The organism is Bradyrhizobium sp. USDA3010 (assembly GCF_056429065.1).
The window spans coordinates 1-18,596 of record NZ_JBWJZD010000042.1; the positions used below are offsets into that span (position 1 = coordinate 1).

An 18,596-nucleotide genomic window follows, 5' to 3' on the forward strand; every position below is an offset into this window, starting at 1 on the left:
TGACTACCAGAGCCGCCAGAGCAGCACCGGCCATTTGGCCGTAGTTTCTCGCACTACGGCTTTCGATTTTGCTCGTAGTCAACTTCCGACGCCGCCGATGGCTTTACTCTTTCCATCATGATCTGGCACAATATTGAAACCGCGCCATTCAACCGCGTCTTGAAAATTGGCCGTAGTGGACTCGGACGGCCTCCACGCGCTCATATTCCCCTGTTGCCGAGTTCTAGGCGGATGGGTCAAGGCCGATTCAAATCGACCCGTGCTGGTTCACCCGACCCATTGGAGAGAGTGGAATATCGGCCTGACACCCCCTTCGACCACTGACGCCGTGGCACGGTCACGCCCCACCGCATAGAAACAATCGCCCCGCTTCGCTCAGACATCTGGCCGAGCGTGCTGCCGATGCTCGGATGCCGACATATTGGCCTGCCAGGCGTGGAACGGCCGCATGCTCGCCTTCCAGGGGCCGGCCCAACCCTCCCCCGCGCTCGGTGACATCCTCAGCGCCGGCTATCGGTACCCTGAGGTGAAGTGCCTCGGCGATGAGACGCATCAGACGGTCGCGCTCGATATCGCCCGGGGGCCGAAATGGACGCCGATCCACGAGCTCGAGCGCTACATGCGGTGCAAGGATTGCTCGCCACCAAGGTCACCCCTTTAAGCGCAGCCATCTCGTGGCGCTGCGGACCAACAGGATTTCCGCCATGCACCCTCCGTCGACTTGGTGGCCCGGAGAGCGGTAGCATAAGGACGCAACGCGGGCGCGCCCCAAGTCAAACGTTCCATGCCTTTTCGGGATTCTGCCCTATGTCTTACTGTTCACTTTGTAACTTAAGTACTCGCCTTGCTGGAGGAAGAGAATCTAGAAAAAAATTTGCTCCTCTGCTGCGGCTGAGGTGCTCTCGCTAGGGGATAACATCCGAACCTCCGGGGCTCTCCGTATCACGTAGGCCATGCAAATTAGCCCGAATCCCGCCCGGCAAGCTGCATAGGATGCTCTGAAGGGAACGTGTGCTTTCAGTCCTGTACGAGCGACCACTCATAAATCCGGGATGTCCGCTTTCAGGGCAAAGCCGACACGTGATCGTGTCCTAAACGATGTCGCCTTGTGACCCTAAGGCGCCATCGATGCCTTCAATCGGCCAACGCACTGAGAGTCTCCAGCGCGGTGCCCGTGCCCGCTCTCTGTGTCCCTCTATGCGGCTCGTTTGATGCCGGGCGGCTGCCATGTCCCTTCGCCCGGCGGCAAGATCGAAGGTGCTTCGGTCTTCGGCCAGTAGAGCCGCATGACAAGATAGATCGTGTCGTTGGGCGCCGGTAACCAATTTGATTCCTTGTCAGCGCCGGGCGACTTGTTCTGGATGTAGAGCGTTAGTGATCCATCCGCATTTTTCCTCATGTTTTGTAGCATTGGCGAATTAATCAAATAGCGGTTGATCGGATTTTCGATCAGAAGCTGGGACTTGCCGTCATACATGGTCAGCGACCAGAACGCGTTCACCGGTGGCTCCTGGCCCGGTGCGAATGTCAGAGTGTAACTGTTCTTGCTACCGTCGAGCGTCTGGCCATCGCTGTCAACGCGCGTGAATGGATAGGTCGCTTCCGCCGGATCATTACCATAAATGCCGGCCTGAGCAGCGACAGCACGCTTCAACCAGTCACCATTGTAGTGGGCGCTATCGCCTGGAAGACCACTAACCCGCCAGCCATTGATCGCCTTGCCGACATTGGCGACGGCCTCGTCGACTTTCCGCTGGCCTTCCTTCATACCGAGGCCGATCTCCAGTTTCTGCTCCAGAGGGAGGTCCTTAAAGTTGAAGGTCTTGCCAGGCCCAACGCCGATGAGTGCCAGCTTAGCGCGTATCTCTTTCTCATTGCCCTGCGCCGGCGCGAATCGCAGCGCGAAGTCGAGATAATCGAAGAAGTTGGTCTTCACGAGTTCCTTATCGATCTTGGGGAATTCGATGGTTGGTGCGGCCGCTGGCGGCGTCTGCTTCAGATAGGCTGAGAGCATCTGCACCTTGTAGCCAGCCTGCACCTTCTTGACGTTGTCGAGATCATCCGGGCCAAAGAGCTGGGTGCGATAGCCCGCGACGGAAAACTGTGTGCTCGAACGAAACACCTGCTTGATACCCGGTGGGGTGTCGCCCTTCCAGTCGGGCCCGACCACCATGTAGTCGCCGGCTTCGCTGCCTGTGGCACGGGTGCCGATATATCCGTAATTGTAGGTATTGCCGTCGCAAAGCATGACCGAGTAGTAGCGCTTCGGATCGATCGCCGGCACCGAAAGCACCACCGGCTCCGCCCGCAAATCCATCCAGACGAAGGAATAGGGCGTGTCGCTATTTGGCGTGACGATTGCCGTATCTTTGTAGGTGAAGACGTTGGGTTCGTTCTTGATCTGATTGAACGGAGCCTTGAACTGCCCTGAGCCGCGATCGATCGCATATTCATGCATGACGGCATAGTTCATCACGATAGGCAGACCATAGATGAACCCTTCCTCGGCAATGTCTTTTGCCTTGAAGAAACCTGGGCGGTCGGCGCCGGTCTGCGCGTAGGTGGGGACAGACTTCGCCGTCGACGCAGTGATGGCAGCCAAGGCGGCCGAACGAAGAAGCTCGCGCTTAGTAAGCATTTTCGGCAGTCCTTCCAGTTTGTGCTCAAGCGAGCATCGTGCTCGCAGATCAATTGGTCCTGAGAATTTTCGCACCTGGCGCAGTAGTTGACAATGCAAAATCAAACAACCCTAAGCATGCCCGGAAGTCCTTGTTGGCCCATCGCGTCGGTTGGCGCACGGCAGCGACAATGTCGGGAGTCGAGGGCAAACCGGAAGTCACCGACTTAGGGGCAAACTGACCAGATTGACCCAATGCAGAAGCCATCTACTCGGCCTGACGAACGCCGCCCCCTGCTTCGGTATGACGCAGGCCAGCACGCGCGCCGCGGGTTGGAAGCGTGAATAAAGGGTGTGTTCAGGCCCTGTGTCACTGATGGTCATTCGTCGAACGGTTGATTGCTAATGCTCGATCAACGGTGTCATCGGCGCCTCACGAATATGTGTCCGGCAACACAGCATGGATTACCATTGAAGTACGATCGTAATGTCATATTATGATCGTAATGGAATTGGGCTGAGCCGCTGTTCGGCGGCAGCGGGATGCCGCCAAACAGCTCTTTGCGAGGATCGCATGCATGACACGACCGCCACTTCACGCCACATCGCATCGCAAACCACAGATGTCGACTCGCTTGGGCTCGCAACCGCTGCAGCAGCGGTTCGCAACGGCGACATCACCTCGGAGGCCTACACCGCGGCGCTTTTACAGCGCGCCCGAGCACTTGCCGAGCTGAACGCCTTCATCACCATCGACGAGGCCGCGGTGCTGGCGGCCGCGAGGGACGCGGACAAGGCGCGTGCGGCCGGATCGGCCGCCCCGCTCCTTGGCGTGCCGCTCGGGGTGAAGGACAGCTATTTGACGAAAGGGCTACCTACCAGCCTGGGCGTCGAAGGGCTCGCTCATTTCGTGCCACGCGAAGATGCCGACGCTGTCCGGGCCATTAAGGGTGCGGGCGCTTTGGTCTTCGGCAAGAACAACCTCGTCGAGATGTCGTACGGCTTGACCGGTCACAACGCACGTTACGGCCAGGTGAAGAATCCGCACGCACGAGATCGCGTGTCGGGCGGCTCCTCGAGCGGCTCCGCCGCATCCGTGGCCGCTGGGCTCGTTCCCGCGTCCTTGGGCGGTGACACCGTTGGGTCCATCCGGGTACCCGCATCGTTCTGTGGCGTCGTGGGCTTCAAGCCAACCACCGGGCGTTGGCCGCGCTACGGCGTTGCGCCGATCTCCCATACGCTCGACACGACGGGCGTATTCGCCCGAAGCGTTGAGGACTGCATTTTGCTGGATCAGGTCGTGACGGGTGAACAAACGGCCGAGTTCTCCAACGACGGCAACGATCTGAGGGGAGTTCGACTTGCCTTCGCGCCCCGACAGTTCCTCGATCTGGTGGACTCGGAGGTCGAGATCCGGTTCCGCGACGCGGTTCGGCAGCTACGAGACGCTGGCGCCGAGGTTGTTGAGGTCGACCTTGGTGACGATTTCAACGCCCTCATCCAAACCGCCACATGGGGCATCTTCGCTCATGAGACGATGGGCGCAATTTCGGAATTTCTTCGCCTCCATGACATTCCGACGACGTTCGAGGCCATTTATGAGGGCCTTAAGCCCCAACTTCGGCAGGCGTGGGGGCACATCGTACTGCCGGGTGGTGCAGGTGCCACGTCGGCAGAGGCCTATCAGGCGGCGCTCGACGTGAGCCGGCCGGAAATCCAGCGCCGGCTCAACACGGCGTTCGTCTCTCATGGGGCGCTGGTCATTCTGCAACCGACCACGCCCTGCACGGCGCCTTTGATTGAAGAGCAGGCTACCGTCCATATCGCGGGGCAAGAAGTCAGCTACCTCGCTTTGGCGAACCACACCGTGTCGGCAAGCAGCGTGGGGCTGCCCGGTATCAGCCTTCCTGTTGGCTTGTCTCGCGCGGGGCTGCCGATTGGGCTCGAGCTGGATGCCCCCTTAGGGAGCGACCGGAGGCTTCTAAACCTTGCCCGCGGCATCGAAGGCATCTTGGGCGCCAAGTCGAGTGCGATCTAGCGTCGTGGCCGCTTCGCGTGGAGAAGGGGTCACCTGCAAACAACCAATTAGAGGATCAACAGATGGCCAATGCACTGCACTCAACGCGTGTCATTCCGGTCGAGCACGTTACCATCCGCTCAACAAAGCCTTTCGAGGACGTTCGAGCCAAGCTCGCGACCTTGGCACCCCACATTGATGACGGGATCTCCACTCTCTTGCGATACGGTGAAGGCACGCGTGCACTGCGAGAGTTGGAGGCCGGTCCGCAGCTCACTATTTTCGATCAGCGCGACCATGGGGCACTCCTAGCTATTGCTGGGCTGACGCGCCGATCCATCCAGTTTGATATCGGAAATCCGCTCACCGCATCCAAGATGACCCGCCATCAACTGTCGGCGGGGCTGTATGCGGAGATTCGCGTCCTATTGCGCGAGGATGACGATAGCGGTGTCGCGTTTGAATATGATCGACCAGCATCCGTTTTCGGTCAGTTTGGCAGCGATAATGTCGATGCAGTAGCCCAGCAGCTTGATCGCGACCTCCAAGCCCTGTTGGAAGCAGCTGCAGCCTAACGGCTGCGGGATATTGGTGGAGTGGAAAGAAGATGCGTTTCGAGAAAGGTCATAAGGCAGCGACGCGACGGCACATCATCGATGTGGCGTCGAAGTGCATGCGCCGAGACGGCATCTCCGCCGCTGGGATCGCCGGGATCATGGGCGAGGCTGGCCTGACCAAAGGCGCATTCTCTCCGCACTTCGAGTCCAAAGACGCGCTCGTTCGCGAGGCGCTGGCGAGCGCGCTCAGCGACCAACAACATCGCCTCGATGAGGATCAACGGAGGGGCCTGGCCCTCGAGGGGGCGATCCGGAGATATCTCAACCGCGCTCACCTCGAAGACCCCGCGGAAGGGTGCCCTTCGGCGGCATTGCTCCCGGAAATCGCCCGCCAGCCCCTGTCCACTCGGCAGGACTACGAGAAAGCGCTGCGAAGCTACGTTTTGTCTCTGGCCGCAGTACTTCCGAATGCCGATTCTGCAGCGAGCTGCCGCCGCGCGACCGCCATCTTCGGCCTCATGGTGGGCACCCTCCAGTTCGCGCGGGCCGTCCCCGACACTGTCCAGGCGGAGCAGATCCTGGAAGGCGGCGTTGAGGCCGCGTTGCACTTGGCGCGAGTTTGATCTTGCTAGATTAGGAAGGGCGGAGAGGTGCGGAAAGATTTTGCACGCCACCCCGGAACGAGCCGTGACACTCCGGACTGACCGCTAACCGAGGGCCATGTCTCCTCCTGGGCCCAACGCCGACGTGCATTCAGATTGCTTCTATGTCGCCTTTTCAGGGCAAAGCGGACGCGGCCTTTATGATGGGGTGGACGCCCCGCCGAAGGCATCGATGTGCCAAAGTGGAGGTGTTGAGCACCACTTAAGGGAGGCGTCCGTGTCAGAGGTTATCACAATTGGTCTGGATATCGCCAAGCACGTTTTTCACGCGCACGGCGCGGATGGGCGGGGTGGCGCGGTATTCAGCAAAAAAATCAGCCGAGGAAAACTGCTGGATTTCTTCGCAGCCCAGCCGAGGTGCACCGTAGCGCTGGAGGCATGTGGTGGAGCTCACCACTGGGCCCGTCAGCTTACCCAGCTTGGCCATGAAGTGCGGCTGATCCCGCCCGCCTATGTAAAACCGTTCGCGAAGCGGCAGAAGAACGACGCGATCGATGCCGAGGCGATCTGCGAAGCGGCGCAACGGCCGAGCGTGCGGTTCGTGGCCGTGAAGAGCGAACAGCAACAGGCGGCGGGCCTGGTGTTTCGGACCCGCGATCTGTTAGTGCGGCAACGAACCCAGCTCATCAACGCGATTCGAGGACACCTCACGGAATATGGTTGGATCGCGCCCAAAGGCCCGTCGCATGTGGCGATGCTTGCCGACCTTATCGAGGAAGACGAGATGGCCAACTCGCTTCCCGAAGCGGCCCACGCCATGTTCCGATTGATGTTAGACCTGTTCGCCGGTCTCAATGGCAAGATCGCGGATCTCGACCAGGAGATCGCGCGACGTGCTCGCGAGGATGAAGTATCGCGCAGGCTGATGACCGTTCCTGGCATCGGCCCGATCTCTGCCACCGCGATCGCCGCTCTAGCACCGCCGGCCGAGACCTTTGCCAAGGGCCGCGACTTTGCCGCTTGGCTGGGTCTCACCCCTCTTCAACGATCGACAGGCGGCAAGCAGAAGCTCGGTGCGACATCCAAAATGGTCGAACGCACGCTCAGGCGCCTGCTCATCATCGGCAGCAGCGCCGTCGTGCAACAGGTAAGCAAATGCGGTGCGCCAAAGGGGTCTTGGCTCGAACAGATGCCGGCTTGCAAACCGCGCACGCTGGTAACCGTCGCGCTCGCCAACAAGTTGGCGAAGATCGTCTGGGCGCTACTTGTAAAGCAGGAAAACTATAGAGCTCCGGTCGCAGTCAAGGCGTGAGCCTGGCGGGCCCGAGGTCGTCGGAGATGTAGTCGGTCGAAGGAGGGTATGGCGCAACAGTCGGCGAGACGGGGCCGGAAGAACCAGATGTTACTCCGCCGACTGTTACGTCAATCGAACCAGAGGTACGATCGGGCGGGTTCTTTCCTTTCTGCGACTTGATCAAACATGGCGAAGGTCAGCAGGAGATTGATGACCTTCTCAATGATAGCGTTTTGCTTGGGTCCCTTGTGATTGAATGGTGGTACGACGTTCCATTCAACAAGCACGTTGATTTCAAAAAGTGGCTGATTGCCAACGAAAGCAAGCTCGACGACGTGACTCCAGACGGCATTACATACCGCGGAACGTATGCTGTTTCTGCATCAAGCGAGAAAAGGCAGCGGACTTTATCGAACGATCTGGGCGTTCAGGACGCTTCGAGCACTTGAAGTCTTTAATGACGAGATGCACTCCGCTTCCGACTTCTCTCGGTTGATTCACGATCTATGCGACTACCGCGATCGTGACCGTGGCGCTGCCAATAGCCAGCAGATCTATCAACCGGTGCGTTGCGCAGACCGTTTGGGATAAAATCGATCGGCGGCGAAGAGGAGCCGCGCTCGCGAGATATTGCGGCAGCAATATTGCGGAGTGTTTGAGCGACTGACGAGTCCACCGCGCGACCACGCGGTGGACTCGGTGCTGATCTTCTGATGTTGATCCATAACTCCGACGCCAGAGCACGTGCTCCCTCTTCCAAAGGGCAATATCCACATAGCCGTTCAACGGATAGCGTCCGAATTTCGAGTATCTGTTGTTATGGAATAACCCCGCCAATGGCCGAGGTCACGGCGCATAGCTACGAGAGCGTCCGAAATCGGAGGCTCTCAGACGGGCAAACGGCAGCCTTGGAAAGTGCCCTGACCGTTGGAAGCGAGTCTAGCGCCGCCCCTCCGGCTTTGTTGAACCATGAGCGCGACCAGCCCTGAGCCACAAGCAGGCGATCAATAAATGGCGAGGAATATTGCGCTGGTGTATCATGAGAAGACATCACCGGCTCGACTAATTCAACGCTTTGGCGGGTATCACACAAAGAACGCAGATGTCCTCTCGATTAGCCAAAACGCAGCTACCGCGCCTATCGCGTACGCCGCGACGATGTCGAGCCGATTGACTGCCAGCTGAACTAGGGTAGGTCTGAGACGAAACGCGATGGCGGTGCGCAATAAATTGCCCGCCAGAAGGACCGCAGCTACGAATGCCAACTGTCCAATCTCGACGCCGAGGTTGAAGAACAGCAGAGCAATGGGAATGGCATGGTGAGGCAATCCCACCTCTGCCAGGGCACCGGCAAAGCCAAAACCGTGTAAAAGTCCAAAGCTGAAGGCCACCAGCCATGGCAGACGCGCCGAGAGACTTGGCTTTCCACGGCGTGCGTTCAGGATCTCGACGGCGACCAGCATGATGCTCAGAGCTATCGCCGCTTCTACAGGGGGCCCCGGCACCTGCACGAAACCCAGCGTCGCCGCGACAAGCGTGATGCTGTGCGCAATGGTGAAAGCCGTGACGGTGATGGCGACGCGGCGCCAGTCGCGAACCAGGATCACCAGCGCCAGTACGAACAACAGATGATCGAAGCCGAACAGAATGTGTTCGACGCCGAGCCGCAGATACGTCGCGGCCACTTCTCCCGAACCGGGCACGGCTTGAACCACGAACGATGTCTTGGTCGAAGAAAGTCGTTCGGTCTGGATTGCACCTTCAAGGCTTTCGATCCGAACCAGTACATCCGTTGACGTGGCCGACAGGCCCTCAATCGATACTGCCTGTCCGGCCAGTCCTCCATCCCGCCGAATGGTACGGCGCTCGACATAGGCTCCGTCGCTGAGCGAAACGCGTGGCAGGCTTGTGTCTTGAGTGCCATCGGGCAGTCTGACGTAGATCGCGAGCCGCAAGTCGTCCCCCCGGGCGGGGATCTTGAACAGCAGACGATAGCAGCCGGCGCCGGTCTGGCGCAGCTCGAGATAGCCCGGCCGAAGCTCGTCTGAGAGCGCGGGTTGCGCCAGCAGCGCCGCCAAAGCCGCAAAGATCAGGCAGAAGCCGTTCATCGGCTGGCGGCCTCTGCCGCCCTTGCCTTAGGCTGTTCAACCACGACTTCGTAGCGGCTCCGAAGCGAGGCATACAGCTTCTGTTCGGTCTCCAGACGCCGCGCGTTCTCCCACTCGCGGAGGACGGCGGGCCGAACAGCCTCAAGCGGCGGCAAGTCTCCTGGCGCCCGCTGGCTTATGAAGACGAAATGCTGCCCGAAGCTAGAGGAAATCGGTCCCTGCCAGCGGCCTTTTTCCATGACGGATAGCTGTTTGGCGAAGCTTTCCCCAAATATGCTCGTTAGCTTGGTCGGCGACACGTCTCGAAACTCTTCGCCGAGCAGGAATGCATCCCCGAGTGCCGTCGCATCTACGGTTCCGTCAGCTCGCGCCAGAACGCCCGCAAGCTGCTTGTTGTCGCTGTCGATGGTATCAGCGCGCCTCGTGGCGCTGAGGAACAGCTGACGGAATGTAAGTTGATCTTCGGCTCTGAACCGCTCCGGATTGGAGGCGAGATATGCCGCAAGCTCCGCCTCACTGGGTTCGGGGACGGACATCTCATTCGCGAGAAATTCCATCTTCTGCCGTACGCGGCGACGGATGATGATGTCGTCGCGGTCCAGGCCGGCAGCTCTGCCCTCGCGATAGAATACCTCGTCTCGGATGTAATCTTCTATCAGGCCGCGCAGTTCCTCTTGGTTGGGGGGCCGCCGCCAGGTTCGCACAAAGGCGTCGGCAAGGTTGGTGACTTGCGACGCGGAAACGACGATCTTCTCGGGCGCGTCCACTCCTCGCTTGCCGGCGAGCCCGTAGATCGCGAACAGCGCGGCACCCAGCGCGAGAAACTGGAGCAAGGGCTCCCGCAGCAGCCGGACAATCAAGGCGTATACCAGATCGGCGAAGTATAAGCCCGTTCGGTGGTCGTCATTCTGACTTCAGGGGGCATGGTGATGCCGAAATATTTCGCGTCGTAAGCGGTCCAGCGCGGCGTCGGAATTTCGATGACGCGCACATAGTAAAAGGCGCGCAACGCCGGATCAAAATCCGGATCTTTCCAGACGGTGATCATCTCGCCGGCCCCGATTGTGTTGGTCCAGGTCGCGTTCGCGACATCGACGGTGCTCCCGACAGACGCCTTACTGCGACCATCGGCGTCGATCGTGCGGCCGCCCGACACTGCCACATCGTAGACCCGTTCCTGCGTCTGACCGTCTTTTCCGAGCCAACCCTTGATGACCTGGATGCGATCCAGATTTGCGCCGATAGGGTCCTTCAACGCGGCGACAAGGAACGAAGGCGATTTTCCGTTTGGCGCGCTAGTCAGGTCTCCGCCCATTGGCACGCCCTTGGTGTAGCCAACCCGCGCCGGCATCCGGTTGTTGGCGTCGGCCGCCTCGAAGTCCCATCCGCCGAAGAAGCGGACGACCATCCTCGGACCGGTGGTGGCATAGGTCTCCCGCCGCTTCATGGCGTCGAAGATTGCCTCGCGGGTATTATCCGCTGCCCATACCGCGGCATATCCGGCGGCCGTCGTCTCCCAGCCCATGATGACGGCCCTGTCGGTCTTGACGAAAGGATGCGTCGCGCGACCGGCGCTTGGTTCGGAAGAAGATGTCTTCCCGAAGAAATTGTCCTCCTCAACTGCGGCGAGCCCGGTGTGCGTATCGGTGCTACCGACCAGGCCAAACTTGTAGGGATTTAGGCCAAGTTCGGCTTCCATTTTGAGGCCGTTCTTGAGCGCAGAACGGACATACTCAAATTCCAGCATCTCTGGCTTTTTCACTTCCGTCAGATCGAGGTTGCCCTTGTCCCAACGTTCGTAGTTTGCAAACTCATCGTTGGGTGAAAGGAATGGATGGGTCTCGCCGTCGCCCTTCATTTGCGTCGCTTCGTAGAGCGGCTCCCAACGCGTGCGGTTCTCCGCATATTCACGGTCGATCCGTTTGCCGTTGAATGACTCGATGATCGGAAACATCCGGCCGTTGCTGAGATTGCCGTTGTGCGCGAGGGCAAGAATCTCCGCACCGGTTTTTTCCTCGACCATCGCCATCCACTTCCAGAGATCGCGAGGATTCGGGCTGCCGAGCGGCGGCAACGTGGTGTAGGGCTCGACGAGGCTGGCCTTTGCTCCATTGTCTCGCCAGATGATGTTGCGATGGAGATTGTTTCCCCCGGCGTTCGAGGTCCACTCATAGCCGATGAAAGCTGTGAAGCGGCCGGGCTCATTGGCTTCTTCCGCCGCCTTGATGGTCTCGCGCCACGCGCTGCGATATGCTGGCGTGCCCGGCGTGGGGAAGCCCTTGGGCATTTGCCCCCTGCCGAAGCTGGTGATGATATCGAGGGCCGCCTGCGCCCCTTTTCCGGAATTGATCTCGTCGTACCACTTCCGACCCTGAGGCGTCGCCAGCAGGGCGGCGTCGCCCCCGATCAGTTGCGGGAAGAAGCCCATGCCGTCCGAATGGTCGGCAACCACCATGAAATCAAGCGGTCGCGAAAGTTTGGCGCGCTGTCCGCTGGACGAGATGACTTCCTCGCCTTTGGCAAAGCGATAAGCGTCCTTGGGGCCGAGCCGGGCACCGAACGCGCCAGCATCCATCGAGTAAGACGTGTGCGTGTGCGTGTCGCCGAAATACGGTCGCGTCGGGAAATTGCGACCTGCATATGGCGAATAAGGTGGCTTGACAGGAAAAGCCTTGTCGGCGGTCTCCTTGTCGAGCGTTCCGATGTCAGTCGTTTGATCTTCGGCGCCAGCCGCAGCGACAAATACACACGCCGCACACATACCGGCACACACGGACAAGGAGAAATGTGACAAACGGCTCATCGTGAGCGCCCCTGCAATCGCGGCTAATATTTCCGAAGTGATCTGAACCCGGCGCATGGCCTGGACTTGCGCCAAATGGAGCGGAATCCAAGCCAGCATCTGTCTCACAGGACTTTTCTTGATTGCCCGTAATGCTGACCTGCAGTTCAATAGAAGCTGTTTGTCAGCGCCTGCCAACCCGATTAACCCGACCACTACGATTCATGGGCCGTCCAGGGGTGACCGCACGAGCAACGGGCCGAGCCACCAGTCTGACGCCGGGCCTTACGATACAGCCAGCCGGATAGCTGATGTACTGGCAGTAGACCACGGCACTGGCGGGTTCAATGCTCGCGACCATGCAACAAACGAAAGCCACGGCTGACAGTGAAATCGAGAGCTTCATTGTTTATCCTCTTTCGAAACGCCACACGGTCCCGTTGAGCGGTCCGCGGCTGATCCAGTTCAGGATCAACCCGCTCAGAGGATCAGACGATAAGATCATGGTCGGACTGCAGCTGGCAAACGTTTTCGACCAACTGGACGATGCACCGTGGCGGCGTAGCGGCCGGAATCACCGAAAATAGCGGCGCATGAAGCCACACTTTGAGGCGATTTGGCTGTTGCCTCGAGGACCTTCCTAGCCTTACCTACTGCCTTACGTATCGGTAGTCTCGAACTCGTTAGGCTAGTGGGGTTTTCCTTGGCTGATGAACGAATGGAAAGGAGACTAGCTGCAGTTCTGGCCGCCGATGTTGCCGGTTATAGTCTTCTGATGGGGCGGGATGAGGAAGGGACACTCACCCAGCTAAAAGCCTTCCGGACGAGGCTGGTGGATCCCACGATCGCGGCTCATCGAGGTCGAATTGTCAAGACGACAGGCGACGGCATGTTGGTCGAGTTCGCCAGCGCCGTTGACGCTGCGCGCTGCGCGGTGGAGGTACAGCGAGGGGTCGCTCTCGAGAACGTCGACGTACCCGAGCACGTCAGGATCGAGTTTCGCATCGGCATTCACGTAGGCGACATTATCGTCGACGACAATGACATCTTCGGCGACGGTGTGAACATCGCTGCGCGGCTGGAAGGGATCGCTCAACCCGGTGGCATCTGCATTTCCGATGACGCGCAACGCCAGATCCGCGGGAAGCTCGACAGCCCATTCGAAGACATGGGACCGCAAAACCTTAAGAATATCGCCGAGCCAATGCGAGCCTGGCGATTGAGCGTGGATGCGAAGTCGGCAGAGTACCTCTCGGCAGAGCGGCCGGCCCTGGCACAAGCGCTTACGCTTCCGGACAAGCCCTCCATCGCTGTGCTGCCGTTCCAGAATATGAGCAGCGATCCGGAGCAGGACTACTTTGCCGATGGCATAGTGGAAGACATCATCACAGCCCTGTCGCGCTATCACGGCCTGTTCGTCATCGCGCGCAATTCCAGCTTCGCCTATAAAGGGCAAGCGGTTGACATCAAGCGGGTGGGACGCGAACTCGGCGTCCGTTACGTTCTCGAGGGAAGCGTACGCAAGATCCCCGGCCGCGTCCGGGTGACGGGACAGTTGATCGACGCTTCGACCGGGGCGCATCTTTGGGCCGACCGCTTCGACGGGGCGATGGAAGACATCTTTGATCTCCAGGACGACATCACGCTGAAAGTCGTTGGCGCGATTGCCCCCAAACTGGAGAACGCCGAAATCGATAGGTCGATGCGCAAGCCGACCGAGAGTCTCGACGGGTACGACTACCACCTACGGGCAATGGCCGGTTTTCACAAGGCCAGCAGGGAGGACATCAAGGAGGCCATTCGCCTGTTTCATAAGGCCACCGAGTTTGACGAGCGCTATTCGTCCGCCTACGGAATGGCCGCCTGGTGTTATGCCCGGCGCAAGCTCAACGGTTGGACGGACGACCAGTCAGCCGAAACTTTGGATGCCGAGCGGCTCGTCAAACGCGCCATCGAATGCGGTAGCAAAGATGCCGTGGCACTTGCAAGCAGCGGTATCGCAATCGGCTACATGTTCGGCGACTTCGAGCGCGCCATGTCGTTATTGGACAGAGCTCAAGAACTAAACCCCAACCTCGCCATGGCATTTCATCTCAGCGGTTGGATCAGATGCTTTGCCGGCAATCCCGACCTGGCCATCACACATCTCGAGCGGGCCGTTCGTCTCAGTCCCCTGGATCCACAACGACCAGGAATGCTGGCCGCAATCGCCGCGGCGCATTTTGCGGCCGGCCGCTTCGAAGTGGCCGCGTCCCTCGCCAACAAAGCAATGCTCGAACAATCGGACAACTTCATTGCATCGCTCGTCGCGGCTGCGTCGAACGCGCTCGCCGGCAACCTAGACGCGGCCAAGAGGGCGACGGAGCTGGTGCGTACGAGTGACCCGAGTTTTCGGATTCAGAACGTGAAGTACCGGCTGCCGCACAGGCAGCCCGAGGTGCTGGCGCGATGGGAAGATGCCCTACGTAGGGCTGGCATGCCCGAATAATCGAACGAGTGTGGTACGCCATGTCGGTGTACGACACGTCCGGCTCGGGATCAAACTGAGACCTCGCACTGGCGGGTCGGCACTTCCGGTCTTCATTCGGAAGCGGACTTCGTCACGGCCGTCCGGCATGAGGACCAAAGGCCGCTTATGGCGGCCAAACCGAGCGGCGTCTGCTCTACCCAAGTAAGCTGACGTGCTGATGGACCAGTAGACTTTCGGCTTTGGGCCGATAGACGAAACAGCTTTCCGTTGCCCGTGGACAAGGTGTTCAGGCTCACGCCGGATTTTGTTTTCCGGCCCCTTTGAGACCTCGGGTCAACTCTCGGACATCCCTTAATTCGTCGAGTCCATCGACGAGCGACATGACGCTCTCTGCGCCGGCCTTGCCAACGACAGGAACCGCAAAGTTCAGGAATTTGCGTTCGAGCGACTCTCGCGAGAGCGGGCGTTTCGAGTCGCCCTCAGGAACTTCCACGGTCTCATGCAGGCTCGGGCCATCGGCGAATACAATCTCGATGCTTGTGCCGCGTCCTTTAGGAAGTTTGGCCATCAGTGCTTCGCTGGGCTTCACCGAGGTCCTTTCCATCAGGGCGACCACGTCCCGGCCCCGCCAGCGGCCCTTCTCGAATTGAGTCACCGTCACATCGCCGTCCAGCAGCGCCATGGCAAGGCAGACCGGAAGGCTGTGATCGGCGGTACCCTTTGTCTCCGGCTTGAACTTCGCAGGGTCGGCGACGCGCTCGATGATACCCGGATAGGTCTCAACATTGATCGCCCGGATATCTTGTATGCGATCGCTGACCTTCGTGGAAAGCGACGCGCCGGCCTCGGCTACGGCCTGCAACTCGATCTGAATGGGAAAGCGTTTGAAGGCCACCTGCGGCAGCCGGTATCGCGCAAGCTCGAGGTCGACGGCAAACCCCTCCTTGACCGGCTTCATCTTCGATGCCAGCCATTCCAGCGTGCCGGAAGGCCCGGTGAAGCCTGCGGCAGCGAGACGCGTTGCGAAAACGCCGTCTGCGGCTGTGGCGGCAAGTCCCATGGCTTTCATCATGCTGATCGCGCCGCTGTTGATGACGAAGCTCGTGAAGCCGCGGGCGCCGGCAATTCCAACCGCGTTGGCAATGGCCTCCCTAGAAAGCCCCCAGATCTTGCCCGCAATCAGAGGGATGCCGTAGGAAGCCGCGCAAAGGGGATGGAAGCCGCGCTCAATGAAGGAAATGGCATCATTAACGCGCATGCTGGCCTCATAGCCCACGACTATCGCTTCGATGAGATCGCGGCCAGATCGTCCGTTCTCCTCGCACAGAGCAATCGCCGTCGGCAGTATCTCGCTCGGATGAAGTGGTTCGGTGCCAATATAGGTATCGTTCAGATCGAGGGATCGAACGAGCACGCCATTGACGAATATCGCGCCTTCTACGGTAGCAGACCGCGGATAGCCGATCACTGTGGCTGTATCGCCGTCTCCGAAAGTGTTGCGAATTGTAGCTTCAGCAATATTGGAAGGCTCGGATCCCACGGATCCGAATGCGCATCCGAGGGTGTCGAGAAGGACGCGCTTGGCCGACGTGATAATGTCGGCGGGCAGAGCTTCATACTTAACTGAAAGTGCGAATTCGGCAAATTTCTGCTCAAGCGTCACTTTCTGCCGATCCCCGTCCTCAGCGGCAACCGCTGATCCAACGAAGCGAGAACCGTTGGAGCCATTTCCCAGAAGGAAACTTGCGTATGCGGCCGCTGCGGATCGCGCCAGAAATTCGCGACGTTTCATGGAAGCCTCCGCTATGAAATTGCTGCACAGCTCCGATCGCGCGACACTAAGGGCGGCAACGAAATCGCAATAGGCTTGGTGGAAAAATTCAGAAATCGACAATGGCCGCGCAGTCAAAGAACGGAGCACGGGAAGCCAAAAGTACAACCGTGCTCCAACAACCCAAGTATGAGCGAGTGATACGGCTTTGCAAAGCTCAATATGCTCGCCTTCTCCGGTTGGGTGGCAAGCATTGGGTTCGATCCAAAGATGTTCGGCACACACCCACTACGCCGCACTAAGGCAACTCTAATCTACGGACGCACAGGAACCTACGGGCGGTGCAGCTCTTGCTCGGCCGTTCCGCTATCTTGGCATCGAGGCTGATGACGCCCTCGCTATTGCCGAAACAAGTGGATGTCTGACTCACCTGGGCAGAGCGGACATGCTCTGCCCATCCATTGTCGGCGGCTTCGGCCCGATGCGGACCTCGGCGCAACACCACCAAACCTTGTCAGCTTGGGCCTTGCAAGGTTGCCGTAGCGTCGCCCTCTGCACATACGACCGCCCATCGGCTTTCCGCGGCGCTCGGTTCATGACCGAAATGCCACGACGCCCAACATGTCGTGAAGGCAAAGAGCAGACAGGAAGAGAAAACGCGGGCCATTTCTGCGGGCAAAAACCGGGCCTGCCATACCCAGCCCAAATTCAATTAGCGCTTGATATCGGAGGCAACAAATGACCGCACCTCATCAAGAAAACGTGCCAAAGCTGGCTCACCTTCCAGCATGATGTGGTTCCGACCCTCAAGGGGGACGAAGCGGGAGCCGGGAATTCCCGCCGCCAGCCGGCGTCCCGACTCGAACGGCACTCTGGCGTCATTGCGACAATGCATGACGAGGGTTGGTACCTTGACCTGGGGCAGCAGAGCGCTGATTTCCACTTCGCCATTTGCCAAAAGATTGCGCGCGGCGTCCTCGGCCGAACTCGAGATCCGCTGAAGCTCGTTGAACCAGTCCGCCTGCTCCTTGTTGGCATCCGGAATGAACTGGGTCGTGAACATCTGCCTGAAGGCCGGATTTTCTTGCCCCCATCCCAGCCGCATCAGCGTCAGCATTGCTTCTCCGGCCGCCTTCTCCGCCTCGGTCTTGGCGCGCTTCTTCCACCCAACGACGTACCCTCCGTAGAGAACCAGGTGCGACACCCGTTCCGGATGCCGGACCGCATAGGCGATCGAGACCGCGCAACCCTGCGATATGCCGAGCAGCGCAAACCGCTCGATGCCCGCGGCGTCGACTACCGCCTCCAAGTCGTCTACGAACCGCTCAAATGTCACGTCCGGGACATCACGATCTGAAAGCCCATTTCCCCTGGCGTCGTATCGGATGAAAACGTGCTCGTTGGACAGTTCCTGGTAGAGGTGCCGCCAGATCGGACTTTCAAAGTCGAATTCGATGTGGGTCATCCAATGTCCGGTCTTGACCAGCGGATGCCCTTGGCCCATCCGGGCATAAGCCAGCTGCACGCCGTCGCCGGTCTTGCAGAAGTGGATCTCCTGTTGGCGCCGGACCGTCGACGCCGCCACAGTGTCTTCCGCAGACGACGGAATCGCGGCGTCCGGAATTGCCTCGATGTCCTTGGCTGTGAGCCCGAATACGCCGACCGCTCGCGAGATGTTCTTCACGGCCTGCTCGCCCAGATCGGCGAATGCCATCGACAGCTTGTCCCGGATCTGATCGTTCGCCGCCCGCGATATGCATATCCCACCGGGCTCGCAGAGCGCCTCCAGCCGGGCTGCGATATTGACGCCGTCACCGAAGATATCGTCGCCATCGATAATGATGTCGCCGACGTTGATTCCGATCCGGAACACGATCTGCCGCTCCGCAGCGATGCCTGTGTTGCGCCCGACCATGCTGCGCTGGATCTTGACCGCGCAAGCGACCCCATCCACGACGCTGGCAAATTCCACTAGCATCCCATCGCCAGTAGTTTTGACGATGCGACCATGATGCTCGGAAATGCAGCAGTCGACCAGTTCGCGGCGATGCGATTTGAGAGAATTGAGAGTCCCGATCTCATCGGTGCCCATCAGCCGACTATAGCCGACCACATCCGCCGCTAAAATGGCTGCGAGCCGACGCTGCATGGCCTTTGTCCTCTCATGCCGGTACTAGTCTGCCTGCAATCAGTGACCACGGCAAGGCTGAAGCGTATGTGCCCTTCGGGTCAATCTCGTCGTCTTTGCAGTCGGTTAGCTACTTTCGGTCTTACCCTTAGCTTCGGACATGCCGCTGCACTGCGTTAACTGACGCCATCGGCCAAGAGGGGGAAGCGCGGTTCATAGTCGATATCGAGACGAACGGTGCGCCCTCTTG

General features: G+C 59.5%; 12 protein-coding genes and 2 pseudogenes. 8 read left to right on the forward strand and 6 right to left on the reverse strand.

The genetic code is table 11. From position 1 onward, the window contains the following. Positions 1-409: 409 nt before the first annotated feature. A pseudogene (locus AC066Y_RS37180) lies at positions 410-743 on the forward strand (hypothetical protein); the annotation flags it as partial. Between the two features lie 452 nt (positions 744-1,195). Here AC066Y_RS37180 and AC066Y_RS37185 read toward each other — a convergent pair. Next, positions 1,196-2,638, reverse strand: a complete 1,443-nt coding sequence (locus AC066Y_RS37185; protein WP_478278191.1) for a DUF1254 domain-containing protein — start codon at positions 2,636-2,638, stop codon at positions 1,196-1,198. A 553-nt stretch (positions 2,639-3,191) separates the two neighbouring features. Here AC066Y_RS37185 and AC066Y_RS37190 point away from each other — a divergent pair. The 5 genes from AC066Y_RS37190 to AC066Y_RS37210 all read left to right on the forward strand — a co-directional run bounded on the left by AC066Y_RS37190 (position 3,192) and on the right by AC066Y_RS37210 (position 7,536). Continuing rightward, entirely contained in the window at positions 3,192-4,655 is a 1,464-nt protein-coding gene (locus AC066Y_RS37190; RefSeq protein WP_478278192.1) for an amidase family protein, read from the forward strand. A gap of 62 nt (positions 4,656-4,717) precedes the next feature. Further along, on the forward strand, positions 4,718-5,209 hold the full coding sequence (locus AC066Y_RS37195; RefSeq protein WP_478278193.1) for a DUF302 domain-containing protein: 492 nt from the start codon (positions 4,718-4,720) through the stop codon (positions 5,207-5,209). Between the two features lie 32 nt (positions 5,210-5,241). Further along, positions 5,242-5,814, forward strand: coding sequence for a TetR/AcrR family transcriptional regulator (locus AC066Y_RS37200; RefSeq protein ID WP_478278194.1), 573 nt, complete (start codon positions 5,242-5,244; stop codon positions 5,812-5,814). A gap of 256 nt (positions 5,815-6,070) precedes the next feature. After that, the gene (locus AC066Y_RS37205) at positions 6,071-7,105 is read left to right on the forward strand and encodes an IS110 family RNA-guided transposase (protein ID WP_478278195.1); all 1,035 of its coding nucleotides are present in this window, start codon (positions 6,071-6,073) and stop codon (positions 7,103-7,105) included. Positions 7,106-7,263: 158 nt separating this feature from the next. After that, positions 7,264-7,536, forward strand: coding sequence for a hypothetical protein (locus AC066Y_RS37210; RefSeq protein ID WP_478278196.1), 273 nt, complete (start codon positions 7,264-7,266; stop codon positions 7,534-7,536). A gap of 636 nt (positions 7,537-8,172) precedes the next feature. On the opposite strand, the gene AC066Y_RS37215 is transcribed toward AC066Y_RS37210, so the two are convergent. The 3 genes from AC066Y_RS37215 to AC066Y_RS37225 are packed head-to-tail and all read right to left on the reverse strand — an operon-like array spanning position 8,173 to position 11,956. Then, positions 8,173-9,195 (reverse strand): HupE/UreJ family protein, encoded by a 1,023-nt coding sequence (locus tag AC066Y_RS37215; protein WP_478278197.1) that lies wholly within the window; start codon positions 9,193-9,195, stop codon positions 8,173-8,175. Then, on the reverse strand, positions 9,192-10,055 hold the full coding sequence (locus AC066Y_RS37220; RefSeq protein WP_478278198.1) for a peptidyl-prolyl cis-trans isomerase: 864 nt from the start codon (positions 10,053-10,055) through the stop codon (positions 9,192-9,194). Before AC066Y_RS37220 ends, AC066Y_RS37215 begins: the two co-directional genes overlap by 4 nt. Next, positions 10,052-11,956, reverse strand: coding sequence for a DUF3604 domain-containing protein (locus tag AC066Y_RS37225; RefSeq protein ID WP_478278226.1), 1,905 nt, complete (start codon positions 11,954-11,956; stop codon positions 10,052-10,054). Before AC066Y_RS37225 ends, AC066Y_RS37220 begins: the two co-directional genes overlap by 4 nt. Positions 11,957-12,680: 724 nt before the next feature. On the opposite strand from AC066Y_RS37225, the gene AC066Y_RS37230 reads away from it, so the two are divergent. Continuing rightward, positions 12,681-14,465, forward strand: coding sequence for an adenylate/guanylate cyclase domain-containing protein (locus AC066Y_RS37230; RefSeq protein ID WP_478278199.1), 1,785 nt, complete (start codon positions 12,681-12,683; stop codon positions 14,463-14,465). A 274-nt stretch (positions 14,466-14,739) separates the two neighbouring features. Here AC066Y_RS37230 and AC066Y_RS37235 read toward each other — a convergent pair whose 3' ends face one another. Further along, the gene (locus AC066Y_RS37235; RefSeq protein ID WP_478278200.1) at positions 14,740-16,239 is read right to left on the reverse strand and encodes an MmgE/PrpD family protein; all 1,500 of its coding nucleotides are present in this window, start codon (positions 16,237-16,239) and stop codon (positions 14,740-14,742) included. A gap of 219 nt (positions 16,240-16,458) precedes the next feature. On the opposite strand from AC066Y_RS37235, the pseudogene AC066Y_RS37240 reads away from it, so the two are divergent. Beyond that, a pseudogene (locus tag AC066Y_RS37240) lies at positions 16,459-16,627 on the forward strand (tyrosine-type recombinase/integrase); the annotation flags it as partial. Between the two features lie 303 nt (positions 16,628-16,930). Here AC066Y_RS37240 and AC066Y_RS37245 read toward each other — a convergent pair. Further along, positions 16,931-18,367: an alpha/beta fold hydrolase gene (locus tag AC066Y_RS37245; RefSeq protein WP_092121980.1), complete on the reverse strand. Its 1,437-nt coding sequence runs from the start codon at positions 18,365-18,367 to the stop codon at positions 16,931-16,933. Between the last annotated feature and the right edge of the window lie 229 nt (positions 18,368-18,596).